The following is a 25,010-nucleotide window of genomic DNA, read 5'->3' as shown; positions in this document are numbered from 1 at the left end:
GATGAAGGAAACCGAGGGGGAGGACGGTATGACGGACGAGACGCGGGTGCTCGTGGTCGACGACCAGGTGCTGCTGCGCGGCTCCTTCCGGATCCTCGTCGAGAACGAACCGGGGCTGACCGCCGTCGGAGCGGCCGGGGACGGCGCGGAGGCCGTCGCTCTGGCCCGCCTGCACCGTCCGGACGTCGTGCTCATGGACGTCCGGATGCCGGGGACGGACGGTATCGAGGCGACCCGGCTGATCTGCGGCTCCCCCGAGACCGCCGGTGTACGGGTGCTGATCCTGACCACCTTCGACCTCGACGAGTACGTCTACGCCGCCCTGCACGCCGGCGCCGCGGGCTTCCTCCTCAAGGACGCCCCGCCCGCGGAGGTGCTCGCCGCCATCCGGATCGTCGCCACGGGTGACTCCCTGCTGGCCCCTTCCGTCACCCGCCGCCTCGTCGAGGAGTTCACCCGCCGCCCCGCTCCGGCCCCGGCCCGTGGCGCCGCCCCGCTGCCCGAGGTGACGGAGCGGGAGCGGGAGGTCCTGGAACTGATCGCACGGGGCCTGTCGAACGACGAGATCACCGCACGCCTGCACCTGAGCATGGGCACGGTGAAGACCCACATCGGCCGCCTCCTGTCCAAACTGGCCGCCCGCGATCGCGCCCAGCTGGTGATCGCGGCCTACGAGGCGGGCGTCGTGTCACCTTCCGACGGCGGCCTGGCGACACGCTGAGCGGCCCTGCGGTCCGGAGAGGCCACCCGGGCGAAACCCGGCCGACCGGCCGGGTCCCTTCCGAAGTTCAACCGGTGGTCCGGCTGAAGAGCCGGCCGCCCAGGTCCACCCCGGTGACGCGGCCGGCGGTGTCGCGGGTGAAGAAGCCGCGCTGGCCCGCGAGGGTGCCATCGGTGAGCGTGTACTCGTCTCCGTCGCCGGGCAGGAAGCCCATGGCGGCGGGGGCGATGTCCGGCGGCATGTCCGCGTCCGAGGCCTGGCGGATCTCCGGCTTGATCTCCACGGCCAGGGTCAGCCGCACCCCGTCGGTGGCGATGTCGAGGTTCATGGCGTCGATCTCGTAGCGTCCGGCGACTTCACGGGCGCGGGACTCGTCGTACGGCACGGGCTCCGGGGCCTTCTCGACGAGGCCGAGGAAGTGCTCGAAGGCGGCGCGGACGACGGCCTGGTTGAAGAGGTACCCCTCCTCGCTGTTGGCGAGCGCCACGACGGCGAAGTCGTGCTCGGGCGCGAGGTGCAGCTCGGCGTACTGCCCGTTGCCGGAGCCGCCGTGGCCGATGGTGCGCACCCCGTCCACGGGGCGGCGGAACCAACCCAGTCCGAAGCCGTCGCCCAGGGTGCTGCCGCGCAGTGGTGCCGTCTCCTCGCGCATCCCGTGCAGGGTGTCGGTGTGCAGCACGCCGTCGCCGTCTCCCAGGTGGAAGCGGGCCCAGGCGAGAACGTCGGCCGTGGTGGAGGCGACCCCGCCGCCGGGGTTGTTCCCGCGGGTTCCGGCGCGGAACGCCTTCCAGGGGCGGGCGGCCCTCGGCCGGCCGTCCTCGCCGTGGACGTGGCCCGTGGCGAACGGCCGGATCATGATGTCGTCCGCGTCGAAGACGGTGTCCGTGAGACCGAGGGGTTCCAGGACCGTCGCGGCGACGGCCTGCTCGAAGGTCAGCCCGGTGACGTTCTCGACGATCCGCCCGGCCAGGTTGTAGCCGGCCTGGCTGTACGAGGCCCGGGCGCCGGGCTCGGAGACGAGCGGGAGCCGGTCGAGCTGGGCGACGAACGCGGCGAGGGAGCCGTCCTCGCCCTCGGGGTCGACGAGGTTCCAGTCCAGGCCCGCGGTGTGGTTGAGCAGGTTGAGCACGGTGATCCGGGCGGCGGCCCCATCGTCGGCGAGGACGAGCTCGGGGACGTACCGCCGGACCGGCGCGTCGAGCTCGACCTTGCCCTCCTCGACCAGGCGGAGCAGCACGGTCGCGGTGAACGTCTTCGAGATCGACGCCAGATGGAAGACGGTGTGCTCGTCGACCGGCCGCGGGTGGTCGAGGCTGGTGACCCCGTGGTTCACGAACGACGTCCGGCCGCCGTTCAGGATGCCGACGGACGCGCCCGGCACACCGTGCTCCTCGGCGAGGCGGGCGACGACCGCCCCGAACGCGTCCTCGCGGTCCTGCTGGTGCTGCTGCTGCATGACGGTGATCCCCCAGGGACTCGGCCCGAACTCGCTTGAACTAAGTACAAGAGGACGATAGATGCTTCCCTTCACTAAGTTCAAGTACTTAGTTCAAGAGAACTTCCGACGTGTTCGGGGCGGCACCGATGAGTTTCCGGGCCGAGGCCGGTCTGCACGGATATGGAAACGCACACACTCGAGACAGCCGGCGCGGACCTCGTCTACGACGTTCGCGGGCCGCTGCCCACCGCGGACGGACGCCCGCCGCTGTTCATGATCGGGCAGCCCATGGACGCCACCGGCTTCGCCGCGCTCGCCGCCCGCTTCCCCGAGCGGACCGTCGCCACCTACGACCCGCGCGGGCTCGGCCGCAGCGCCCGTAAGGACGGGAGAGACGACCACACTCCGCAGACCCAGGCGGACGACGTACACGCCGTCATCGAGGCCCTCGGAGCCGGCCCGGTCGAGCTGTTCGCCAGCAGCGGCGGAGCCGTCACCGCGCTCGCGGTCGTGGCGAAGTACCCCACGGACGTGGTCACTCTCGTCGCCCACGAGCCACCGCTCATCACCCTCACGCCGGACGGCCCGGCGGCCGTCCGGGCGCGGGCGGAAGTGCGGGACACCTACGAGAAGCGCGGGTGGGGGGCCGGTATGGCCGCCTTCGTGGCCATGACCTCGTGGGAGGGGGAGTTCACCGACGCGTACTTCGCCCGGCCGGAAGCCGACCCCGCCGCGTTCGGACTCCCCACGGAGGACGACGGCACGCGCGAGGATCCCCTGTTGTCCGACCGGTCATGGGCGATCAGCGGCTACCGGCCGGACACCGACGCGATCGCCGCAGCGCCGACCCGCGTGGTGATCGCCGTGGGCGAGGAGTCCGAGAACGTGCAGACCGGGCGCACCTCCGCCGCGGTCGCCGAACTCCTCGGACAGCGGGCGACCGTGTTCCCGAGCCATCACGGCGGCTTCTGCGACGGGGAGTTCGGATACCCGGGGAAGCCGGACGAGTTCGCGCACCGGCTTCGCCAGGTCCTCGACCAAGCCTCGGAAGCCACCCGCTGACCCGGGCGTCAGATCCCGGACTCCCGGCGAGGCCTCCGTGCCGCGGGACGACTTCGGTCAGGGGACGGTGATGTTGTTGAGGGCGTCGTGGGTGGGCAGGGTGTCCGCTGCCTCGCTCTGCTGGTCTCCGTTCCCGAAGGTCTGGGAGAGGAGTCCGACTCCGGGGAGGTGGTTGCCGACGCTGTCGGCCGACGCCGCCCCGGCGGAGGCGAGGACGGCGGTTGCGGCGACGGCGGCGGAGGCGAGGACACGGCGGTTGAAGATCGTCATGCCGGGCTCAACGACGCGGGTCGCGACAGGGCACGGGGCGTGAGCCCCCGCCACAGCCGGCGGCCCGCTCCGCGGAGTCCTGCCGGCCCGGCTCTCGCAGGCGGACGCGGCGCCGCGCCCGGCGTCCGCCGTGTTCGCCGCTCTGTGCTCCCTCGCCGCGCTCGGTCCGGGGCGGCGAGGTCGCACGCACGGTCGTGACGGTGCCCGGGGGCCGCGACGCCCGCCCTCGGGAAACGGAACACCGTCGGCCGACGCGACACCGGTGGTCACCTTCCGCATCGGACGGCTCCGGAGCGTGACGGGCGGTGGGTGGTCGAGGGGCGGGGACGGGTGGCCGGTGGGAGCCTGGGGCCGTACGGGATCTGCGAAAGGGAACCCCATGATCACCACCGACTTCCCCCCTGGCTCCCCCTGCTGGCTCGACCTGGGCGCGCCCGACGTGCCCGCCGCCGCGGCCTTCTACAGCGCCGTCCTGGGCTGGGACTACGAGCCCATGACCGACGGCGGGGAGGACATGGAGGGCGGCATGTTCCGCAAGGACGGCAAGATCGTCGCCGGCCTGGGCAAGCTCACCGAGCAGGGCGCCCGCTCCGCCTGGATGATCTACTACGGCGTCACCGACGCGGACGCCACGACCGAGGCCGTGACACGCGGCGGCGGCACCGTGCGGGTCGCCCCCATGGACCTCGACGAGTGGGGGCGGATGGCGCAGTACAGCGACCCGCTGGGCGGTCAGTTCGCCGTCTGGCAGCCGGGCACGACCAAGGGCGTGGATCTGGTGGACGCGCCCGGCTCGCTGTCCTGGACCGAGCTGTACACGAGCGACGCCGCGGGCGCCCGGGAGTTCTACGGCGATGTCTTCGGCTGGCAGTACTCCGACATGGAGATGCCGGGCGACGGGGGCACGTACACCCTGATCACCCCGGCCGGACTGCCGCAGGAGCGCATGCAGGGCGGTCTGATGGAACTCCCCCGCGAGCAACTCTCCCTCACGGACGGCCGCCCGTACTGGCACCCGGTCTTCGACGTCGTCGACTGCGACGCCGCCGTCGCGAAGGTCCGGGCGCACGGCGGCAGCGTCCAGATGGGACCGGACGACGCCGAGGACGTGGGCCGTCTCGCCGTCTGCCTCGACCCCTCCGGAGCCGACTTCGTCGTCCTGGCCCCGACCGGGGAGTGACCGAGCGGGCAGCGGTCGACCGGAAGGGGTCCGAGCGGTGGGCAGCCGGCCGGAAAGCGGCCGGGCGGGAAGCGTCCGAGCGGGAAGCCGCCGGGCGGCGAGCTGCCGGCGGCCGCGTCACCCGGGGCGTTCCGCCAGGGTGACGCGGCCGTCCCGGCCGTCTGCCGGCGCGGTCAGTCGAACGGGTCGAGCGTGATGTACGCCTGTCGCGGGTCGCCGTCGTGGACCAGGGACTCGTGCGCCCCGACGTCGTCGAAGGCGAAGCCGTACGCCTTGCCGTCGGCCATCCGGGCGTGGATCTCGCGGGAGTAGTGGTTGGTCACCGCGTCCTTGTAGAAGCCCGCCGACGAGGTGTCCGGCTGGTTCGGGTTGGTCAGCAGGGTGGAGCGGTTGTACCCGGCGCAGAGCGTACGGGAGATGGGACCGCGCACCTGGTCGTTCGGCGCGTCGAGCAGCTTGTAGCAGCCGAAGACGCTGTCGGAGTCCGGCTTCTGGAAGGAGGTGACGACCCTGCCGGAGCCGTCGGTGAAGTTCATGACGTTGCCCGAAACCCGGCCGTGGTACTTGACCGAGGGCTGGTTCGCGAAGGGCGTCACGGTCAGCGTCGAGCTCGCGTACTTGGTCCAGACGCGGTTGATGTAGTCGGTCATCACACCGGCCGGCAGTGCGCCCGCCTCGATGCCGTGGCCGGGCGCGAGCGCGCGCAGCACGGTGCCGTCGGAGCGGGTCTGGATCAGGTTCGCCCAGCCGCCGGGCCGGGCGCGCAGGGCGTCGTAGAAGCCGCGGTAGCCGCCGGGCTTGAGGCGCCCGGTGTTCAGGACCGTCCCGTCCGGACGCTTCACGCCGACCGCGTACGGCGCCGAGACCATGTCGACCTGGGTGCTGTTGAGCCACAGGCCCGCGTCGTTGAGCGTGTATTCGGACCAGTTGAACAGGATGTTCCTGTTGGGGTCGCTGGGGTTCTGCACGGCGGGCTGGACGAGGCCGCCGGTCGCCACCTTGAAGACCAGCTTCTGGCCGTAGCTGAAGTAGATCCGGCCCGAGAACTTCGGCAGCCGGATGGTCATCGACCGGCCGGCCGCCGGTCCGGTGATGGCCGCGTCGGGCGCGGGCACGGGGACCGAACCCCCGGCGGGCCACGGGTGGAAGACCCCGTTCGCGTCCGCCCATCCCTGTCGGCCCGTCGAGAGCTCGGTTCCGAGGTTGTAGACGTAGACCTGCTCACCGCGGGCCGAGTTGTTCGTGAAGGTGAGCGGGATGGTGGCGGGGACGGCCGCGGAGGCGGGGTCGGGGCCGGTGGTTCCGACGACGGTGAGGGTGGTGCCGACGCACGCGGCGACGGCCAGGGGAACGAGCCGGACGCGGGCGCGCCTGTGCCGTGGGGACATGAGGGGCTCCTCGGAGGTGGGGCTCCGGACGGGGGGGAACGACGAATGAGAGCGCTCTCAAGAGAGCGCTCTCAAGAATGGCGAGAATGAACTGGACCTGTCAATGGACTGGACCGGAAACCCGAGCCGCGCAGGCCGCGCGAGGCGCGTAGGCCGCACGGGTCGTACGGGAAGCGCGGGGCCGACGCAGGGGGTGAGCAGTGCGTACGTACGCGATCGACGCAGGTCCCCTCACGCAGCCCGCAGGTGTCCGGCGGACGGACTCGCCCCGGGCTCCGAGGACCGGTCCTCGTTACGGTCCGCCTCGGCGCCTTCGTATCGGCCATGGGCCGAGGGGCCGGGGAGTGCCGTCGCCCGGCTCCGGGTCCCCTCCGCACCGGCCCGACACCGGCCTACCGGCCGGGGAGACGTCCGCGTACCGGCTGCCCACCGAGGTGCCCGGCCACGAGGGCGCACACCACGTGCTGGAGGCCGGCGGCACGGAGCCGAGCCCGGAGCCGCCGAGCGAGGAGCAGCGCGACGCATTCGCTCCAGCGGCGGAACGGACCGCGGGGACTGACGTGCGCGCGGCAGGGATGCGGGCCGTGACCGACCTCAGCGGGCCGGGCGTCCGTCCCTGTGCCGGCCGGAGGGCGTCCGGTCGATCAGTTTCTCCTCGATGTGGCCGCCCGCGCCGAGGAGGCCGGTCTGCTCGAACGAGTGCTCTCTCAGGAGGCGGGGCAGTTCGCGCCGGGAGAGCAGGTCCACCGCGAGGGGGAAGAACGGGCGGCCGGCCTGCGCGAGCCTGAGCCAGGGCGGCGCGTACACGGAGGCGGAGCGCCGTTCCACTCCCCGCACGAGCCAGGTGGCCACCCGGTCCACCGGATACACGCGGCGGGCGGGGCCGGGCATGTGCCCCCGGAGTTCGCGCAGCACCGCGTGGCGGTCGACATCGCGGACCATGTCGGTGTCGGTCCAGTGCAGATACGCCACGCCCACGCCGACGTCCTGGTGCGCCACCTCGGCCCGCAGGGAGCGGGCGAACGCCTCGGCGCCCGCCTTGGAGGCGCAGTAGGCGCTCATCATCGGTGCCGCGCCGAAGGCGGCGGTGGACGCGACCTGGAGGAAGTACCCGCCGCTGGACCGCAGTCCGGGCAGGAAGGCTCGCGCGGTGACCGCGCTGCCCACGAGGTTGACCTCCACGACACGGCGCCAGGTCCCGGGGTCGGAGGTCTCGAACGGCCCGCCCTCGGCGACACCCGCGTTGGCGACGACGACCGACGGGGCGCCGAGGACCTGCGTGACCTCCATGGCGGCCTGCTCCATCGCCGCGTCGTCGGTCACGTCGACCTCGACGGAGTGGCTCTCCGTGCCGAGCGTCGCGGCCACGGCGGCGAGCGTGGTGTGCTCCCGCCCCAGCAGGGCCACGCGCATCCCCCGCTCGGCGAACAGGCGAGCCAGCCCGGCGCCCAGCCCGCGGGCGGCGCCGGTGACGACGGCCGTACGTCCTTCGAGTTCCCAGGAGCGGGGCATGAGGGCCTCCGATGCGTCGGCGGGACGAGGACTCGTGAGCAGTTCCTCCGGCGAACGTGCGGCGGATGCGGCGGAGTGCTCCGAACGGGCGACGACGCATCCGGGGGCCGCGCGCGGCAGGAATCGGGGGTGACGAGGTCGTGAGGAGCTGTCCACGGAGGCCGGGGGCGTACGGGACGGCCCGGACGCCCGGCGGACTGCCCCGGAGGGCGTCAGGGACGGGACCGACGGCGTACGGGACCACCCGGCACGGCGTACGGGACCCCCCGGAGAGGGACGGATGAGGCATGAGTGACGCGCACTGGCTGTTCGGGGACCAGCTGGGGCCCTCCTTCCTGGCGCCGGGCGAGGGCGGGCCCGCGCGTGACGCCCCCGTGGTGATGGTCGAGTCCCGCGCCGTCTTCCGCCGCCGGCGCTTCCACCGGGCCAAGGCGCACCTCGTCCTGTCGGCCATGCGGCACCGCGCCGCCGAACTCGGCGACCGGGTGACGTACGTGCGGGCGGACACCTACCGGGAAGGACTGCGGCGTGCCGTCGGCCGCGGGCGGGTGACGGTGCACCACCCCACCTCCCGGGCGGCCCTGAGCCTGGTCCGAACGCTCGAAGGCGTCACGGTGCTGCCGCCCCGCGGGTTCCTCGTCGGTCCCGACGACTTCGCCGCCTGGGCGCGGGAGCGGCGCACGCTCCGCATGGAGGACTTCTACCGGCGGGTGCGCCGCGACCACGGCCTCCTGATGGAAGGCGACGGGCCGGTCGGAGGTGTGTGGAACCTCGACCACGAGAACCGTGAACCGCCTCCGCGCGGAGCCCGCACGCTGGGCGCGCCGGCGCCGTACCGGCCCAGGGAGGACGACATCGACGAGGAGGTCCGGCACGATCTGGACCGCTGGGAACGGGACGGGGACGTCCGCTTCGTCGGCCAGGACGGCCCCCGGGCGTTCCCCGCGGACCGGCGGCAGGCGCTCGCCGCCCTGCGGCGTTTCCTGGACCACCGCCTCGCCGGGTTCGGGGCGCACGAGGACGCGATGCTGGCCGGCGACGGCGTGATGAGCCACAGTCTGCTGTCGACCTCGCTGAACCTGGGACTCCTCGACCCGGCCGAGTGCGTGGAGGGGGCGGAGGCCGTCTGGCGGGCGGGGGGTGCGCCGCTCGCGTCCGTGGAGGGCTTCGTCCGGCAGATCGCCGGCTGGCGCGAGTACGTCTGGCACCTCTACTGGCACTTCGGCGAGGAGTACCGGACGAGCAACGTCCTCGGGCACACCGGTGCCGTCCCCGGCTGGTGGGAGGAGCTGGACGCGGACGCCGTGTCGGCGCGGTGCGTGGCGACGGCCCTGCGCGAGGTCAGGGACACGGGCTGGACCCATCACATCCCGCGCCTGATGGTCCTCGGGAGCTACGCGCTCCAGCGCGGCTGGGACCCGGCGGCCGTGACCGACTGGTTCCACCGCAGCTTCGCCGACGGCTACGACTGGGTGATGCTGCCCAACGTCGTCGGCATGTCCCAGTACGCGGACGGCGGCCGGATGACGAGCAAGCCGTACACCTCCGGCGGCGCCTACATCGACCGCATGAGCGACCTGTGCGGGCCGTGTCCCTATCGCCCGGACCGGCGGGTGGGCGAGGACGCGTGCCCGTTCACGGCCGGGTACTGGGCCTTCCTCCACCGGCACCGTGACCGGCTCGCCCACAACGCCCGCACGTCCCGGCCGGTGGCGGGACTCGACCGCTTGCGTGACCTCCCCGCCCTCCTGGAGCAGGAGCGGCAGCGGGGCGCCGGCCCGCCGTGACGGGACCGCGGGTGAAGCAGCGTCCGGGCCGGGGGTCCGGGCCGGGGGCTCGTGTCGGGGGTTCGTGTCGGGGTCCGGGCCGGGGGTTCGTTCCGAGGGTCGACGTCGCCCCGGCGCGGACGGGCGAGGTGCGGTCTTGCGCTGTGGCCGCCGCGTCGGTCCCCGGCGGGTCGTACGCCGGGGGCCGCGGTTCCGGTCGTCAGACCGGGGCGTCGGCGCGTCGTCGGCGCTGCCACCAGTGGGGGTGGGTGCGGGGATGCACGGCACGGCCGAGGCGTCGCCCGACGAGCAGGTAGCCGAGCAGGGCGCCCGCCGTGTTGAGGAGGACGTCGTCGATGTCGAAGGCACGGCCCGTGACGAGCGCCCCCTGCACCAGCTCCACGAGCAGCATGGTGGCCGCGGTGGCCAGCGCGACCCGGAGGAAGCCGCGCGCCTTGCGGGACAGCAACGGCAGCAGGACTCCGAAAGGGACGCCCAGCAGGATGTTCCCGCCGAGCTGCTTGACGGTGTCGACGAAGGCGGGGCGGCCGAGGTACGCCTCGATCGACCGGCCGGGCGTCAGATTGCTGTGGGTGAGGGACACGGAGGCCGGCGACGCCTCCAGCGTCAGCCGGGCCAGGACCGCGGCGAACGCCACCATCCCCACGAGGGCGGCGAGAGCCACGAGCGCCCGCACGAACCGTCCCGGGCCTCGACGGGCCGGGACCCGTGACGGCGGGGCTGCGGTCTCCGGCTCATGACGCTCCGGGCTCCCCGCACCGCCGGCCTTCACCTCGTCGTCCTTCACCTCGCCGGCCTTCACTCCGCCGGCTTTCACCTCGCCGGCCTTCAACCCGCCGGACTTCGCCTCGGCACCCGTGTCTCCCCCGCCCTCTCCGGGTGCTGCGTCTCCTCCGGCGGATGCTCCGCCCCGTCTCTTCGACGCTCTCCGACCGAACATGGGTCTTCTCCTCCCCTGGGCATCCTCGTCCGAACGGATCCCGCTTACCCCCGGCGGTGTACGGCATGCCATGAGGTAACCTCCGGTCCCGTGGTCGCTCCTCGCCCTCACGACGGTTCGCGGTGACCGGGAGCAGGACATGCGAACGGCTCCAGGTTTCCCGTGCCGGACGCGCGTCCGGTACGGGAGACCTGGAGCCGTGTCAGCCGACCGGCAGCGGCCGGACCGATCAGCCCACGCCGGTGCCCAGCAGGCCCGTGCGCAGGCGCTTCACCGTGCGGGCGAGCAGGCGCGAGACGTGCATCTGGGAGCACCCGAGTCGTTCGCCGATCTCGGCCTGTGTCAGTTCCTCGACGAACCGCAGGTGGATGATCTGCCGGTCGCGCTCGTCCAGTTCCGCGATCAGCGGAGCCAGCGAGTGGAAATCATCCACCAGCTCCATCGCCGGATCCTCACTGCCAATGAAGTCCGCCAAGGAAGCGTCACCGTCTTCGTCCTCCCCGCCCAGTACCGCGTCCAGGGAGGAGGAGTTGTAACCGTTGGACGCCAGCCGCGCCTCGGTCACCTCCTCCTCCGTCAGACTCATCAGCTCCGCCAGCTCCTTCACCGTCGGCAACCGCCCCAGACGCGTACTCAACTCCTCCGTCGCCTTCGCCAGCTCCACGCGAGCCTCCTGAAGCCGGCGGGGCACATGCACCGCCCACGACGTGTCACGGAAGAACCGCTTGATCTCCCCCACGATGTAAGGAACCGCGAAAGTCGTGAACTCCACCTCCCGCGACAGCTCGAACCGGTCGATCGCCTTGATCAGACCGATCATCCCCACCTGGACGATGTCCTCCATCTCGTCCGCACGATGACGGAACCGCCCCGCCGCATACCGCACCAGGCTCATGTTCATCTCGATCAGCGTGTTCCGCGCGTACTGGTACTCGTGCGTCCCCTCCTCCAGCACCGCCAGCTCACGGAAGAACACCTTCGACAGAGCCCTGGCATCCTTCGGCGCCACCGCCATCGTGTCCGGGATCCACGGCAACGCCCCCGCCCCGACCTCGACCCCAGCACCCGCCATCGTGGTGACCGTCACACCAATCCCCTCTCCCACAGATCCCGAACCGGGACACACGGCCCTGTCCAAGCCCGCCTACCCGGAGTTCCCACGTCCACACCCACGAAATTCCGAGGTGTTTCCGGTCCGTTCCTCACGTCAGGCCCCGAGGGACGCGAGCAGCGGTCCCCAGTCGATGTGGCGTTCCTCCGTACCCTGCGGCACCAGGACGAAGGTCTCGCGCACGACGCGGGCGAGCGCCTCCTGCTCGCACCTGACGACGGCGCGGGCGCCCGCGGGTCCGAGGCGCAGGAGGAGCGTTCCGTCGGGGCCGGGGTGGACGCGCACCTCGCCGTCTCCGGTGGGCCGCAGCGATCCGGCGAGGACCATCTCGCGGTCGACGCGCCACACGACGGGCTCTTCGCCCAGGAGGTGGAAGGCGATGCTCAGGGCGTGGGGGTCGCGGGAGTCGTAGCAGACGGTGGTGTCGATCCGGAGCGCCATGTCCGCGGTGAGCAGTTCCATGGCCATCGGCTGGGTGAGGACGCGCGGCGCCGGGAGCGGTGCGACGGGGTGCTGGTACATGGATCCTCCGGCTGAGGGGGTGTCAGCGTGCGGGTGCGGTGTCCGCTTGACCCGTCCCCTCGCTGTTACACCTCGTGCCGCCGCGGCGGATGTGCCGATGATGTCGGGGTTTCGTGAAGGACGCGCAGGGCGTCGGGGCCGCGAAGGCCGAGGAGCGCCAAGAAGGACCGTCAGGGTCCGACGGGGCGAGGGTTCTCCGCCGCGTCCGCCGCGCCGCTGGGGGTGTCCCCTTCGGGCGCGGCGGACCCGGGCCGGCCCGTCAGGTGCTCGTACGTGCCGGTGAGCAGGAGCAGCCGGTCGAGGAGGGGCGGCCTGTCATCGAGGTGCAGCCGGGCTCCCGCGGCCGTGGCGAGCCGGTGGAGGGTCAGCAGGGCGGACAGGCCCATGGAGTCGCACAGGGTCAGTCCGGCGCAGTCGACGCGGAGGTCCGTGGGGGCGGAGGCCGGGTCGAGGTGGGTCCGTGCCGTGTCCAGCAGGTCCTCGGCGCTGTCCCAGGCCAGCTCGCCGCTGAGCGTGAGGTGCAGTACTCCGTCGGGCGCGGCGGCCGCCCGGACTTCGAAGGTGGGTTCGGGCGTGTTCACGAGCGGGGTCCTGGGGCCGGCGGGGCGGGTACGTGGAGGAGGGCGCGGCGGCCTGCGGCCAGGTGCGCCCGCGCGCGGGGGAAGTCGTGCTGGGCATCGGCGAGCAGGTCGAGTGCGGCGATCAGGGCGTCGCCGGGGACGCCGCGGGCGCGGAGGATCCCGGCGGTCCAGGTGACGAAGCCGGTGAACAGCTCGGGGTCGTCGACGTAGAGGGACGCACCGAGGAAGTCGACGATGTGGGCGATGTCCTCGGCGGTCCGTTCGCGCTGCCTGTCGGTGTACCCGGTCATGGCCGGCACCGTGTCCTGGAGGCCCTGGAGGACCTGGCGGACCAGCTGGGTGCGGGCGCGCGTGACCAGGGTGTACTCCTGGTCGGCCAGATGGGGCAGGTCGTCGGTGGTCGTCGGCCGGGCCGTGTCCGGTCGCGGTGGGCCGGCGGCGAGGAGGCGGGCGGCGGCCCGGGCGTCCGGTGCCCATCCGTCGGCACCCAGCAGGCGGGCGTACCGGCCGTCGGGTCCGAAGGCGGCTCCGCCGACGAGGACGGGGAGTCCGATGGCCTGGACGGCGGTGACGGCGGCGTGGGCCGTCGGGAGCCGGAGGGGCAGCGAGGAGGAGAGGGCGACGACGTCGGTGCCGGTCTGGTGCAGATGTGCGATGAGGTGCGGGGTGGGGACGTGCGCCCCCAGGTAGTCGACGAGGAAGCCCCGGCCGCGGAGGACTTCGGCGAGGAGGCGGGCGGGCAGGGCGTGCCACTCGCCGTCGACGCAGGCGACGGTGACGCGCCGGGGCGCCGTCCCGGTCTTCAGGCAGGAGGCCGGCGCGTCCGCCGTGCGGTGGGCGAGCGCGGCGACGACGCGGTCCTGGATGGCCGTCGCCGCGTGCTCCTGGGCGACCCCGATGCGGTCGGCGGCCCATTCGGCGCCGATGCGTGCCTGGACGGGTCCGATCACGTCGAGGAGGAGTTCCTCGGCCGGGACGCCTGCGTCGTGGGCGCCGAGGACGGCCGCGGCGGCCGCCTGCTCGTCCCGCGCCTCCAGGGCCGCCCACAGCTGTCGGCGGGTGGCGGCGAGGCCTGTGGTGGAGGGGGTGGTGGGGATCGGGGTCTGCGTGCTCATCCGGTGTACCTGCCCCGGGTGTGGCCGTTCACCGCGGACAGGTGGTGGGTGTGGGGCGCGGTGATGGCGACGACCGCCATGTCGTCGTGGGGGCCGCGGCCCACCCAGTCCCCGGCGACCATCTGCACGCGCTCGACGACGGCCTCCGCCGGGAGGCCCACGCACTCGGTGAGCGCGGAGCGCAGCCGCTCCTCGCCGAACATGGCCGAGCCGAGCGGCCCGCCGCGGGCCTCGGTGATCCCGTCGGTGTAGAGCAGGCAGGTCTCGCCGGGCGAGAGGTGGACGGTGGCGGACCGGCTGGTGACGTCGGGGAGGGCGCCCACCAGGGTGCCGCCGGTGTCCGCCTCCTCCACCTCGCCGGTGGCGCGCAGGATGAGGGGGCGGGGATGGCCCGCGCTGGTGAGCCGGAGTCGGACCGTGCCGCCCGTGCGCCGTACCGAGGCCAGGATCATGGTGGCGAAGCGGGTGTGGCGGGCGGTCAGCAGGGCGCCGTTGAGCAGCCGCAGGACGTCCTGGTGGTCGCCCGCGAGCGGGAGCAGGGCGTGGACGGTGCTGCGGATCCTGCCCGTGAGCACGGCGGCGTCCAGTCCCTTGCCGCAGACGTCGCCGAGGACGGCGAGCGTGTCCCGGCCGTCCTCGGTGCCGGGGTGCACGTCGTAGAAGTCGCCGCCGATCCGCTCGGTGTCCTGGGAGGTGCGGTAGCCGCCGGCGAAGTCGACGCCGCCGACGTGGTGGAGCTGCGGCGGGAGGAGTTCGGCGATCAGGGCGCGGGTGATGCGGGCCTGTTCCGCGTAGAGGCGCGCGGCCGAGAGGGCCGCGCCGGCCCGGGCGGCGAACAGGCGGGCGAAGAGTTCCTCGGAGGCGTCGAAGGCCCGTCGTCCGCCGCGGCGCAGCAGGATCAGGGCTCCCGCGGGGACGCCGTGACCGGGCAGCGGGGTGATGGCGACGGATCCGGGGGTTCCTCCGAAGCCCTCGGGCACGGCCCAGGAGGGCAGTTCGGCCGGGTCGATCCAGCGGGCGGGCACCGGCGGGAAGCCCTGGAGGGCCTCGGCGAGACCCGGTACGAGGGCCGGGTCGAGGGCGATCTGGGTCCGCTCGAAGCCCTCGCCCATCGCGGTGACCACGGTGTACCGGTTCCGCACGGGTGGGGAGACGACGAGGGCCGCGTCGCCGAGGTGTGCGGCGGCGAGGAGGGCGGCCTTCTCCAGGCAGCGGTCGGGGTTGAGCGAGGCCAGCAGCTGGGTGGACGCCTCGGCCAGGAGCTCGTGGCGCTCCCGTTCGGTCCGCAGGGCGTCCTGCGCGGCCGTCAGGTCGGAGTCGTCGACGAGCCACCAGGCGACGTCGCCGTGGTCGGCCTCGGTGGGGTGGGCTCTCAGGAGCCGGCCGTCGTGGCTGCCGCGCAGCGGGGCGGGGCCCTTCCGCACCGGCGCCGCGCCGGCCGGTGCCAGGGGCGGGTCGGCGAGGCGTCGGTGGGCGTCCGCGAGCCATCCCGGGACGACCTCGTCGAGCCACGTACCGACCCTCATCCGCGGGAAGAGGTCGGCCGCGGCGGCGTTGAACTCCACGACCCCGCCGTGGCGGTCCGCCACGACGGCGGGGTGCGGTGATCCGAGCCAGGAGGTGCCCGCCGCTCCCGGGGCCTCCCGGGAGCGACCGGACTCGTCTTCGAAAACAGTCATAAGCGTGGCCGCGTGTGCGGGCCCGCCACCTTCCCGACTCGACGACAGCTCGTCCTTCCACCCTTGCGGAGCGGGCGCCGCAGAGCAAGTGAACCCCTCCCCTCCGGTACGTACCCGGCGCTTCCCCGCACTATCCCCACGATTCCGGCACAGGGGCTTCACCGGAGGGGGTTCTCATGTGGCGGTGAGGACGAGGACGGCCCGGTCGTCGTCGATGTCCAGCCCGCCGGTGAACGCCCGTACCGCCCGGGTGAGCGCGTCGATGAGCGTCTGGGCCGAGGGGCCGGGCGGGGTGCCCGCGACGGCCTCGGCGAGGCGGTCCTCGCCGAACTGCTCGCCCGCGCCGTCCCGGGCCTCCGTGATGCCGTCCGTGTAGAGCAGCAGGCTCTCGTGCGGGTCGAGGTGGAGGGTGCGGGAGACAACGTCGGTGGCGGCGGAGATGCCGAGCAGGGATCCGGGGGCGTCGACGGGGTGGGTGGTGTGCCGGGCGTCGAGGTGGAGGGGCAGGGTGTGTCCTGCCCGGACGAGTTCGACGTCCAGTCCGCTGCCGGTGGGGGTGAGCGTGCCGTAGACGAGGGTGACGAAGCCGGTGCCGTGGCTGCCCGGGCGGTTGACGAGGGCGCGGTTGACGGCCGCGACGACGTCCTCGGGGCCGGGCAGGAGGGGGGCGACGGCGCGGGCGGTGTGGCGGACGAGCGCGGTGGTCGTGGCGGCGATGGCGCCGCGTCCGCAGACGTCGCCGAGGAGGAACGCCCACCGGTCGTCGCCCAGCGGGAAGACGTCGTAGAAGTCGCCCCCGATGTCGAGGCCCTCGCCGGCGGGGTGGTAGGAGGTGGCGACGTCCGCGCCGGGCACGTCGGGGAGTTCCGGCATGAGCAGCCCGGCCTGGAGGTCCCGGGCGAGGGTCACCCGGTGGGTGTACTGGCGGGCGTTGCGGGCGGCCGAGGCGGCGCGGCGGGCGAGTTCCTCGGCGAGGGCCACGCGGTGGCCGTCGAAGGGCTCCTCCTCGGTGGACAGCAGCGTCACGGTGCCGAAGGCGGTGCCGCGGTCGAGCAGCGGGACGCAGAGGTAGCCCGTGACGCCGAGGTCCCGCCAGGGGCCGGGTCCGGTGGGGGCGCGCCGGGCGATCTCGCTGACGCGGGTGGCCAGGACCCGGGCGACGGCGTCGTCGTCGGCGTCGTAGACCGGGATGTGGGAGGCGAGGACCTGGCGCTGCCGTTCGTCGGGGGCGGCCGTGGCGACGCGGCGCAGGCGCCCGTTCTCGACGACGTCGACGGCGCACAGGGGTGCCAGGCGCGGGGCGCAGGAGGCGGCCAGTCGCTCCAGGGTCTGGACGGCGTCGAGGTCGACGGTGAGGGCGGTGCTGGCCCGGAGGAGGAAGGCGAGGTCCTCGCGGGCGGCCCGTTCGCGGGTCTCGGCGGCCCCGCGGGCCGCCTCCTCCCGCTGCCGCTCGACGGCGAGCGCGGCGGTGTCGGCGAAGAGGCGGGCGAGGGCGAGGTCGGCCGGCTGCGGGAGCCTCGGGGTGCGGTGGTACATCGCGAAGGTGCCCAGGAGGGCGCCGTCGCGGCCCAGGACGGGGGTGGACCAGCAGGCGGACAGGCCGGCCCGCTGCGCCAGGTCGCGGAAGTCGTCCCACAGGGGGTCGGTGGCGATGTCGCCGACGACGACGGTCTCGCGGCGGTGCGCGGCGGTGCCGCAGGACCCCGTGCCCTCACCGATGCCGATCCCGTCGACGGCCCGGTTGTAGAAGTCGGGGAGGCTGGGGGCCGCGCCGTGGAGGAGACGCCGGCCCTCGTGGTCGGCGAGGAGGACGGAGACGACGAGGTCCTCGGGCGACAGTTCCTCTATGGCGCGGGCCATTCCCTCCAGGACCTCGTTCAGCGGCGCCTGCCGGGCGATCTGCTCCAGGAGCACGCGGTGTTCCGCCGTGAACCGCTGGGCCTGCCTGACCTGTGTCGTCTCCACGCCGATGACCCGGACGCCGGTGACGTTGCCTCCGGAGTCGACGCGCGGCTCGTAGCTGAAGTCGAAGAACGCCTCCCGGGACTCGGTGCCGTCGGCGAGGAGGACCCGGGCGTCGCGGCCGGTGCGGGGGGTGCCCGACCGGTAGACGCGGTCGAGCAGGCCGATGAGCCCCTGGTCGGCGAGTTCGGGCAGCAGCTGTGCGAGGGGCAGGCCGGTGCGGGCGCGGGGGCCTGCGCCGATCGTCTCGAAGAAGGCGGGGTTGGCGCTCTCGACCATGTGCGCCGGTCCGGCGAGGGAGGCGAAGACGGCGGTGGATTCGCCGAAGAGGGCCCTGAGGTCGTCCTCGACCGGGGCGGCGGCGGCATGACCGATGTCCTGCGCCGGATCGGGCCGGTGGGGGTGCTGACCCGGTACGCGCATCATGCGGTCTCTTTCCTGTGCGGTCGCGCCGGTGCTCCGGCTCCGGGTGCGGGTGCGGTGTCCGGCCGGGCCGGTCCCGCGGTGAGCGCCTCGTGCACGTCGGCGTGCACGGCGAAGATCTGGTCCAGGCCCGTCAGGGTGAACAGGCGCTGGACGGTGCGGGGTACGGCGGCGAGTCCGAGGGATCTGCCGTGGGCGGAGAGATGGTGGTAGAGCCGCAGCAGGGCGCTGATGCCGCTGGAGTCGCAGAAGGTCAGGGCGGCGAGGTCGGCGACGACGGGCCCTTCCCCGCTGCCGGGGGCCAGGCCCGTCCGACACGCCTCGTCCAGTTGGACGGCGCTGTCGAAGTCGAGTTCGCCGCGGAGCACCAGCACCGTGCCCCGCTCCTCCTGTCCGATGTCGACCGAGAACACCCTCGACTTCCTCCGTGTGTGCCTGGTGGTGGGACGTTCCCGGCCGGGGCGGCGGGGACACCACTGTGCCCTTCCGCGTGCCCCGGTCTTCCGGATTCATGGCGGAGGCGTGGGATTCGGCGTGTCTCCGGCGTCCGTCGTTCCTTGTGGGGCCGGTGGGGCCGAAGGGGAGGGCGGGGTGCCGGTGCGTCGGGGTGGGCGCCCGGCCGGTGCGGTCGCCCGTCCGGCGGACGCGCCGCGTCGGACTACTCCGGCAGGAGGGAGAGGCGGGCACGGACGCGCTTGCCTCCGGGGGCGGGCTCCACGGTGAGGCTCTCGCAGACGGCGACCACGATCTCGACGCCGTGCTGGCCGATGCGGCGGGGGTCGTGTCCACGGGGCACGGGGGCGGCGGCCTCGCCGTCGAAGACCGAGATCTCCAGGGTGTCGCGACCCAGTTCGAGGAGGAGGCGACAGGGGCCGTCGGTGTGCCGGATCGCGTTGGTGACCAGTTCGCTGACCACCAGCTGCGCGAGTTCGACGTGCTCGTCCTCGACACCTCCCGGCAGCACCGTCGTCGCGGTCGCGAGGAAGTCGGCCGTGAAGGCGCGGGCGGCGGCGATGGCCCCGCCTCCGGAGCCGTCGTCGTAGACGGCCCCCGCGGACAGCAGGGGCTCCGGTAGGGCACGCTCCGCGGTGATCGCGTCCGTCATGGCGCTGGTACTCCCCTCGTCCGGATGGGTCGGCGGCTTGGCTTCTCGTACCCGCCTTTCCCCTCTTCACCGGTCCCACACCGCCGGCACCTCGGATAGCACCCGCGGGCCGTACGTCAGGGGGACACCGGCGGGGCCGGTGCGGGTTCCCCGCGCGGGCCCGTGTCCGGTTTCCCGGCAGCGTGGCCGTGCCAGTCCAGACAGAGTACGAGGACGGCGTCCGGCACGCCGTGGGAACCTTCGCGCAGCGCCCGTACGACGGCCCGGGGGACGTCCGCGCCGTTCGGGCGGCCGTCGCCGGAGAGCGCGCGGGCGACGGGGCCGTCCGGCGACTCGGGCCCGCCGCCGGCCGCGGGCTCCCCGGTGCCGTGGGCGGCGAAGACCAGGCGGTCGCCGGGCAGGAGGCGCAGGCGCTGGGTGGCGTAGACGGTGTCCTCGAACATGCCCAGGGGCAGTTGGCGGTCCAGTTCGACGCGTCGGGTCCCGGTGGAGCGGACGTGCCAGAGCGTCGGCGATCCCGCGTCCACGACCTCGGCCTCGCCGGTGGTCAGGTCGAGCCGGAGCAGCAGGGCCGCGAGCGGACGCGTGCCCCGGTACTGCCCGTAGAGGGCCTGGTCGGTGAGGCTGGCCTGCGTCACCAGGTCGAGTCCGGCCCGCCGGGCGTTGCGGATCGCCGTCAGGGCGAGGGTGCTCGCCAGGGCGGCCGGGGTGCCGGGCCCGGTGCCGTCGGCGACGACGACCAGGAGCTCCCGCTCGGTCGCGCTCCAGTCCAGGAGGTGGCCTCCGGAGGTGTAGGCGGGTTCCCAGTGGGCGTGGAGGTCGAAGGCGGGTCCGGTGCAGGCCCGGCCCGGGAGGGTGTCCCACTGCATCTCCCCCGCGACGCTGAGGGCGCGCGTCCTGCGGGTGCGGCGGTAGAGGTCCGTGTGGCGGTCGGCGACGCGCAGGGCGTGTCCGAGGGTCTCGGCGACGCGGGCGAGGGCGGCGGTGGTCTCCGGTGTGCAGCGGTCCGCGGGCAGGTCGACGACGAGGACGCCGAACCGGTCGCCGCGGACGGTGACGGGGAGGTGAACGGTCGCCGTGGGCCCGACATCACGGGAAAGATATGGTTGCTGGGTGTGGAAGACGCGGCCGGCGGGGCCCGCGTCCACGGGCACGTGAGGCATCCCGGCAGGGGTCTGTACGGGCTCCACGGGGCGCAGGGTCGTGCATCCGTAGTCGACGAGCAGCAGGTCGGCGGAGGTCGCGGCGTACAGGTGCGCGAGACTGGTACGGAGGGAGTCCAGGAGGAGGTGTGGTGCCGCCCCGCGCAGTGCGCCTTCCACTGTCACGTGTCGATCCACCGGATCCGTACCGCCTTCTGGAGAGTTGTGGAGATGACAGGTCCGTCGCGAGGGCGGGGTCCCCGGCCCCGGACGTCCGAGGAGTGTCGGCAGGCATGAACAGCAACCCCGCCCCGTCGCCGCGGGAACCGCAGCGGGCGGCCGAGGCCGCCCGGGAGCTGATCGAGCTGCTGGAGGTGCTGTGGGAGCGCGGCCGGGACATGGTGTCGTCGACACCGGTCTCGGCGAGTCAGCTGCGCGTGCTGTACAGCCTGGACCGCGAGGAGGGCATCAGCCTGCGGACCCTGGGCGAGCTGCTCGGCTCCGCGCCGCCCTCGGTGAGCCGCATGTGCGACCGGCTGGAGGCGCTGGGCTTCGTACAGCGGCTGCCGAGCCCGGTGAGCCGGCGGCAGCTGGAGCTGCACCTGACGGCGCACGGCAAGGCGTACCTGCGGGACCTGAGGGCCCAGCGCGAGGAGGCCCTGCTCGCGGTCATCGAGGACATGTCGCCGACGCACCGCAAGGCGCTGCTGCGGGGGCTCACCGGGTTCCACGAGGCCGTGGAAGGGGGCGGAGCGGCCGCCTCCTCACCGTCCCGCACGCCACTGAAGGACGTCAGTTCGGCCTGATCCCCGCGCGACGCCGGCTCCGGCCGGGCGCACACCCCATGTCCTCATCGCCACCTCTGGTCTTCCTTGACGGCGTTCTTCCGGGCACCCCGTCAGATGTTGCCTCAAGGATACAGTTGCCACACGGCAACTGATCACACGGCGCCGTGCCAATCGAGGCAGACGACCAGGGCGTCGTCCTCCAGCGGGCCGGCACCGTGGTGGACGGCGAGTTCCCGGAGCACCGCCTGCGGCACGTGCGTGGGCGGCAGCAGACGCGTGCCCCTCAGCGCGCGGGCCAGCGCGCGGTCCCCGTAGCTCTCCCCGGCGGGCGAGACGGCCGCGTACACGCCGTCGCTGCCGAACAGCAGCCGGTCGCCCGGCCGCACGGCGAACCGCTCGGGGACGTACACGGTGTCCTCGAACATGCCGAGGGGCAGCTGCGCCTCGAAGCCGACGGACTCCACCGTCTGCCCGCGCTGGCGCCACAGCCGCGGCGAACCGGCGTCCACGGCCTCCACCTCGCCCGTGGTCAGGTCGAAGCAGAGCAGCAGCACCGACACGAAGGCCGCGCCACGGTACTGGGCGTACACCGCCTGGTCGGCCAGCGCGGCCTGGTCCGCCAGCGGGAGACCGGCCCTGCGGGCGTTGCGGAGCGCGTTGATCGCGAGGTTCGTCAGCAGGGCGGCCTCGATGCCCTCCCCCATGCCGTTGCTGACCGTCAGGGTCAGCCGGCCGTCCGAGACCGACCAGTCGTAGTTGTCGCCGAAGATGGCGTAGGCGGGCTCCAGATGAGCGGCGAGGGCGAATTCGGGGCGGGCGCAGGAACGGCCGGGCAGGAGCTGCCACTGCATCTCCGCCGCGAGCGTGAGCCGCGTGGCGCGCCGGGCCAGGACGTACAGGTCGGTGTCGCGCTCGGCCACCAGGATCTCGTGGCCGAGCGCCTCGCAGACCTGGGCGAGCCCGGGGAGCAGCGGACGGACGTCGCCCTCCGGGGGCAGCTCCGCCGTCAGGACCCCCAGCCGGTCACCCCGGACGGTGACGGGCAGATGGAGCCGGAGCGCCCCGGAATCCCGGGCGACGTACGGCTCCTGGGCGCCGAAGGCACGCCCCTGGGGACTGTCGTGGATCGGTACCGACGGATCCGCCCCCGTGACGTGCCCGACGAGCTGGAGCGTCCGCAGGCCGTAGTCGGCCAGACGGAGCTCCACCCGCTGCACCCCGCAGTACTCCCTCAGGGCGTCCTCGACGACGCCCACGAGGCGGTGCGGGGCCGCCCGGCGCAGCGCCTGCTCGATGTCGGCGATCTCGTGCACGGTCTCCCTCTCCTCTTCCTTCTTTCCGGGCCCGGTCCCGTGCACGGGGACCGGGCCGCCCGTCCGCTATCTCGCGCCGCCGGCCGCGGCCAGCGCGTCCGCCACCCCGTCGTGCGGCGGGATCGTGCCCGTCACGCCGGTGATCTCCAGGATGCGTCGCACGGTCGGCGTCGGCGCGGCGAGATACAGGTCGCCGCCGGTCGCCCGCGCCCTGTTCACAGCCCTGATCAGGACGTTCAGCCCCGAGGAGTCCATGAAGTCGAGGGCGGACAGGTCCAGCACGAGACGACGCCTCCCGTGACCGAACTGCTCCGTCAGACGGTCCTCGAGCCGGCCGGCCGTCTCCATGTCCAGCTCGCCCTCCACGGTCAGCACGGCCGTGCGGTCGTCGCGGATCTCGACGTCGACATCAAGGTTCGGTTCTCGCTCGGACATGTTCCCTGCTTTCCGTGGGGGGGTGAGGCCGGTCGTGGGGCGGACGAGCGGGGGTCAGGACACCTGGACGCCGACCACGCACGTGTCGTCGTCCGTGTCCGACTTGCTGCGCGCCAGCAGCTGGTCCAGCCGGCGTTCGAGGCTGTCGGACGGCTGCCGTGCGACGGTGAGCAGGTGGGCGACGGAGTCGTGGACGGCCGTGTCCCGCCGCTCCACGAGCCCGTCCGTGTACATCAGCACGGTGTCGCCGGGTTCGAGCAGCAGCTCCGACTCCTCGTACTCGGCCTCCGCGAGGGCCCCCAGCAGCAGCCCGCGCAGGAGGGGCTGGTCGACCGCCTCCTCTCCGCGGACCAGCACCGGCGGCAGGTGCCCCGCGCGCGCCCACCGCAGGGTGCGGCTCCCGGGGTCGTAGATGCCGCACACGGCGGTGGCCGTGACCTGGGCCGTGAGGTGGTGGGCGACGCTGTTGAGCCAGGACAGCAGCTGCCCCGGACCCGCGCCCGTGACGGCGAGGCCGCGGAGGGCGTTGCGCAGCACCACCATCCCGGTGGCGGCCTCCACGCCGTGGCCGGCGACGTCCCCGACGCACAGGAGCACCTTCTTGGACGGCAGCACGACCGCGTCGTACCAGTCGCCGCCGACCAGGGACTCGGACTCGGCGGGCCGGTAGCGCACGGCGACGTCGAGCCCCGGCGCGTCGAGCGGCGGCTTGGCCGGCGGCATGATGGCGTGCTGGAGCTGGAGGGTGAGCCGGTTGCGTTCCTCGGCCGCCTCCTCCGTCGCCGCCAGCCGGTCGCGGGTGGCCGTGAGGGCCACCTCGGTCCAGTGCTGGGCCGAGATGTCCTGGTAGGCGCCCCGGACGGACTGGAGCCCCCCTTCGGTGCCCAGCGCGGGTTCGGCCGTCACCCGGATGTGCCGCGTGACGCCGTCGTGGCGGAGCATCCGGAAGGCGGCGGAGCCCACCCGCCGCTGGTACAGCACCTTCTGGAGGAAGCGGCGAATCGTGGCGGCGTCGTCCGGGTGGGCGTGCGCGGCGAGGTCGCGCAGGGCGACCGGCGGCTCGGTCGGCCTGCGCCCGAAGAGTTCGAAGAGCTGGCCGTGCCAGGTGATCTCCCCGGTGACGACGTCCTCCTCGAAGGCGCCGACCCGGCCGAGCCGCTGGGCGTGCTGGAGGAGGCTGGCGAGGCGCGCCGACTCGTCCTCGACGCGCCAGATGAGGAGGACGGCGGCGCCGCACCGGGTGATGCTGATGTCGGCGAGCGAGGCGAGCGGCACCTCGTCCACCAGGGCGGTGAGCCGGACCCTGCGGGCGCGGAACGGCTCGCCCGTGGCGTGGACCCGCTCGATCCGGTCGAAGAGTTCGCTCCCTCCCGCCGTCGCCGGGTACGCCTCCAGGAGCAGGGCGCCGTCGACGGAGCCGCGGGGCCGTCCCGCCGGGTCCTGGAAGTGCGCGTTGGCGTGCCGGATGCGGAAGTCGACGAGCCTCCCCGCCTCGTCCAGGTGGGGGGTCAGGACGAGGGCGGGGTCGTAGAGCCCGTCCGAGAGCTCGGCCAGCGCCGTCGCCCCGTCCCCGTCGGCCGGGGGGAAGCCGCCGGGGGACGCCTCGGGCAGCGCCTCCAGGGTGTGGGCGCAGAGCTCGGCGAGGGCCTCGATCTGGCGCTCCACGGCCTGGGGCAGCGGGTCGAGCGGTCGGGCCCAGCAGATCTCCAGGACGCCGTGGATGCGGCCGCCGGTCCCGGCGGGGACGACGACGCGGCCGCCGTCGGGGTGGCGCGCGCGTCCGATCGAGGGGATGCCGGCGGCCGCCAGGGAGGGGTAGCGGACGGTGCGGCGCCCGGTGAGCGCCTGGCGGGCCGCGGTGGTCACCCCCGGCGGTACGTAGTGCCAGCGGGCCGCCTCGTCGGGGCCGAAGCCGGCGTGGCCGCGCAGGCTCAGCGAGGCGTCCGGGCCGGTCGTCCAGATCGCCACGGCGACGGCGCCCAGGGGTTCGAGGGCGTGTCTGAGCAGCGACTCGGCGACGGCCTGGGTGTCACCGGCGCTGAGCGCCGCGCTCTCCGCCGTACGCAGTCGCACCGCGACCGAGGCGGCGGGGGCGGTGGCGTCGGGCTCGGCGACGGCGGTCCGTACGAACGCGTCGGCGGCTTCGGCCATCCGGTCCCGGGCCGCCTGGTTGATGATGTCCGCGGCCAGTTCGAGACGGGACAGCCCTGCCCGGTCGGCGAGTTCCGCGAGCTGGCGGGCCGCCTGGGCGGGGCCGCAGCCGAGGCGCTCGACGATGACGCCCTTGGCGAGTTCGATCAGGGCGCGCCCCTCGGCCGCCGCGTGGGCGGCGCGCACCTCGCCGCGCAGCCGTTCCACGGTGGCGGACAGCCGCCCGTCGCCCGAGGCGTCGGGCGCGGGGACCGGTGCGGAGGGTGCGAACGGCGCGTCGTCGGCGGGGTACGGGGCGGCGGTGCCGGGGGGCGTGGGTGCCATGCCTCCGGTCGCCGCGGTCGCCACGGGCAGCGCGGCGGCGGAGGCCGGGGCCGGCGCCCCG

22 protein-coding genes are annotated in these 25,010 nt (G+C 73.8%); 5 read left to right on the top strand and 17 right to left on the bottom strand.

Annotated elements, in window-relative coordinates:
* Position 1 precedes the first annotated feature (1 nt).
* Positions 2-721 carry a response regulator gene (locus tag ACFYT9_RS16745; RefSeq protein WP_389164243.1) on the top strand — a complete coding sequence of 240 codons (720 nt, stop codon included), beginning with the start codon at positions 2-4 and terminating at the stop codon, positions 719-721.
* 67 nt (positions 722-788) lie between these two features.
* Here ACFYT9_RS16745 and ACFYT9_RS16740 read toward each other — a convergent pair whose 3' ends face one another.
* Positions 789-2,177: a serine hydrolase domain-containing protein gene (locus ACFYT9_RS16740; protein WP_389164240.1), complete on the bottom strand. Its 1,389-nt coding sequence runs from the start codon at positions 2,175-2,177 to the stop codon at positions 789-791.
* 162 nt (positions 2,178-2,339) lie between these two features.
* On the opposite strand from ACFYT9_RS16740, the gene ACFYT9_RS16735 reads away from it, so the two are divergent.
* Positions 2,340-3,221: an alpha/beta fold hydrolase gene (locus ACFYT9_RS16735; protein WP_389164237.1), complete on the top strand. Its 882-nt coding sequence runs from the start codon at positions 2,340-2,342 to the stop codon at positions 3,219-3,221.
* A gap of 57 nt (positions 3,222-3,278) precedes the next feature.
* Here the strand turns inward: ACFYT9_RS16735 and ACFYT9_RS16730 are convergent, their stop codons facing one another.
* The gene (locus ACFYT9_RS16730; protein ID WP_387278085.1) at positions 3,279-3,491 is read right to left on the bottom strand and encodes a hypothetical protein; all 213 of its coding nucleotides are present in this window, start codon (positions 3,489-3,491) and stop codon (positions 3,279-3,281) included.
* A gap of 379 nt (positions 3,492-3,870) precedes the next feature.
* On the opposite strand from ACFYT9_RS16730, the gene ACFYT9_RS16725 reads away from it, so the two are divergent.
* The gene (locus tag ACFYT9_RS16725; RefSeq protein ID WP_387278087.1) at positions 3,871-4,671 is read left to right on the top strand and encodes a VOC family protein; all 801 of its coding nucleotides are present in this window, start codon (positions 3,871-3,873) and stop codon (positions 4,669-4,671) included.
* 173 nt (positions 4,672-4,844) lie between these two features.
* On the opposite strand, the gene ACFYT9_RS16720 is transcribed toward ACFYT9_RS16725, so the two are convergent.
* Together ACFYT9_RS16720 and ACFYT9_RS16715 are read right to left on the bottom strand one after the other, a co-directional pair.
* A complete protein-coding gene (locus ACFYT9_RS16720) occupies positions 4,845-6,059 on the bottom strand; it encodes a glycoside hydrolase family 64 protein (RefSeq protein WP_387278089.1) in 1,215 nt (404 codons plus the stop codon).
* 594 nt (positions 6,060-6,653) lie between these two features.
* Entirely contained in the window at positions 6,654-7,571 is a 918-nt protein-coding gene (locus ACFYT9_RS16715) for an SDR family oxidoreductase (protein ID WP_389164233.1), read from the bottom strand.
* A gap of 287 nt (positions 7,572-7,858) precedes the next feature.
* On the opposite strand from ACFYT9_RS16715, the gene ACFYT9_RS16710 reads away from it, so the two are divergent.
* A complete protein-coding gene (locus ACFYT9_RS16710; protein ID WP_389164230.1) occupies positions 7,859-9,358 on the top strand; it encodes a cryptochrome/photolyase family protein in 1,500 nt (499 codons plus the stop codon).
* Between the two features lie 199 nt (positions 9,359-9,557).
* Here the strand turns inward: ACFYT9_RS16710 and ACFYT9_RS16705 are convergent, their stop codons facing one another.
* From ACFYT9_RS16705 to ACFYT9_RS16660, 10 genes are all read right to left on the bottom strand, one after another.
* Positions 9,558-10,175 (bottom strand): VanZ family protein, encoded by a 618-nt coding sequence (locus tag ACFYT9_RS16705; protein ID WP_389164227.1) that lies wholly within the window; start codon positions 10,173-10,175, stop codon positions 9,558-9,560.
* 352 nt (positions 10,176-10,527) lie between these two features.
* Entirely contained in the window at positions 10,528-11,385 is an 858-nt protein-coding gene (locus tag ACFYT9_RS16700; RefSeq protein WP_389164224.1) for an RNA polymerase sigma factor SigF, read from the bottom strand.
* Positions 11,386-11,505: 120 nt separating this feature from the next.
* On the bottom strand, positions 11,506-11,931 hold the full coding sequence (locus ACFYT9_RS16695; protein ID WP_376603986.1) for an SsgA family sporulation/cell division regulator: 426 nt from the start codon (positions 11,929-11,931) through the stop codon (positions 11,506-11,508).
* A 170-nt stretch (positions 11,932-12,101) separates the two neighbouring features.
* Positions 12,102-12,512, bottom strand: coding sequence for an STAS domain-containing protein (locus tag ACFYT9_RS16690; protein ID WP_389164221.1), 411 nt, complete (start codon positions 12,510-12,512; stop codon positions 12,102-12,104).
* Positions 12,509-13,627, bottom strand: coding sequence for a B12-binding domain-containing protein (locus ACFYT9_RS16685; RefSeq protein ID WP_389164218.1), 1,119 nt, complete (start codon positions 13,625-13,627; stop codon positions 12,509-12,511). The genes ACFYT9_RS16690 and ACFYT9_RS16685 overlap by 4 nt, the downstream gene beginning before the upstream one ends.
* Positions 13,624-15,306, bottom strand: a complete 1,683-nt coding sequence (locus ACFYT9_RS16680; protein ID WP_387278653.1) for a PP2C family protein-serine/threonine phosphatase — start codon at positions 15,304-15,306, stop codon at positions 13,624-13,626. The genes ACFYT9_RS16685 and ACFYT9_RS16680 overlap by 4 nt, the downstream gene beginning before the upstream one ends.
* Before the next feature lie 174 nt (positions 15,307-15,480).
* Positions 15,481-17,694 (bottom strand): SpoIIE family protein phosphatase, encoded by a 2,214-nt coding sequence (locus tag ACFYT9_RS16675; RefSeq protein ID WP_389164215.1) that lies wholly within the window; start codon positions 17,692-17,694, stop codon positions 15,481-15,483.
* Positions 17,691-18,104 (bottom strand): STAS domain-containing protein, encoded by a 414-nt coding sequence (locus ACFYT9_RS16670; RefSeq protein WP_389164212.1) that lies wholly within the window; start codon positions 18,102-18,104, stop codon positions 17,691-17,693. Before ACFYT9_RS16670 ends, ACFYT9_RS16675 begins: the two co-directional genes overlap by 4 nt.
* A 245-nt stretch (positions 18,105-18,349) precedes the next feature.
* The gene (locus ACFYT9_RS16665) at positions 18,350-18,796 is read right to left on the bottom strand and encodes an ATP-binding protein (RefSeq protein WP_389164210.1); all 447 of its coding nucleotides are present in this window, start codon (positions 18,794-18,796) and stop codon (positions 18,350-18,352) included.
* Between the two features lie 116 nt (positions 18,797-18,912).
* Positions 18,913-20,124: a PP2C family protein-serine/threonine phosphatase gene (locus ACFYT9_RS16660; protein WP_389164207.1), complete on the bottom strand. Its 1,212-nt coding sequence runs from the start codon at positions 20,122-20,124 to the stop codon at positions 18,913-18,915.
* 107 nt (positions 20,125-20,231) lie between these two features.
* Between ACFYT9_RS16660 and ACFYT9_RS16655 the strand changes: the two genes are divergently transcribed.
* Complete coding sequence (locus ACFYT9_RS16655; RefSeq protein WP_376602803.1) at positions 20,232-20,744, top strand: MarR family winged helix-turn-helix transcriptional regulator; 513 nt, start codon at positions 20,232-20,234, stop codon at positions 20,742-20,744.
* A gap of 134 nt (positions 20,745-20,878) precedes the next feature.
* Here the strand turns inward: ACFYT9_RS16655 and ACFYT9_RS16650 are convergent, their stop codons facing one another.
* The 3 genes from ACFYT9_RS16650 to ACFYT9_RS16640 form a co-directional block, all read right to left on the bottom strand.
* Positions 20,879-22,039, bottom strand: a complete 1,161-nt coding sequence (locus tag ACFYT9_RS16650) for a PP2C family protein-serine/threonine phosphatase (protein WP_376602804.1) — start codon at positions 22,037-22,039, stop codon at positions 20,879-20,881.
* 66 nt (positions 22,040-22,105) lie between these two features.
* Positions 22,106-22,474, bottom strand: coding sequence for an STAS domain-containing protein (locus tag ACFYT9_RS16645; RefSeq protein WP_376602805.1), 369 nt, complete (start codon positions 22,472-22,474; stop codon positions 22,106-22,108).
* Between the two features lie 54 nt (positions 22,475-22,528).
* Positions 22,529-24,949 (bottom strand): SpoIIE family protein phosphatase, encoded by a 2,421-nt coding sequence (locus ACFYT9_RS16640; protein WP_389164644.1) that lies wholly within the window; start codon positions 24,947-24,949, stop codon positions 22,529-22,531.
* Positions 24,950-25,010: the final 61 nt, after the last annotated feature.

The organism is Streptomyces sp. NPDC004435 (assembly GCF_042873895.1).
Lineage (GTDB): Bacteria > Actinomycetota > Actinomycetes > Streptomycetales > Streptomycetaceae > Streptomyces.
This window is presented reverse-complemented; position numbering and strand designations above follow the sequence as displayed.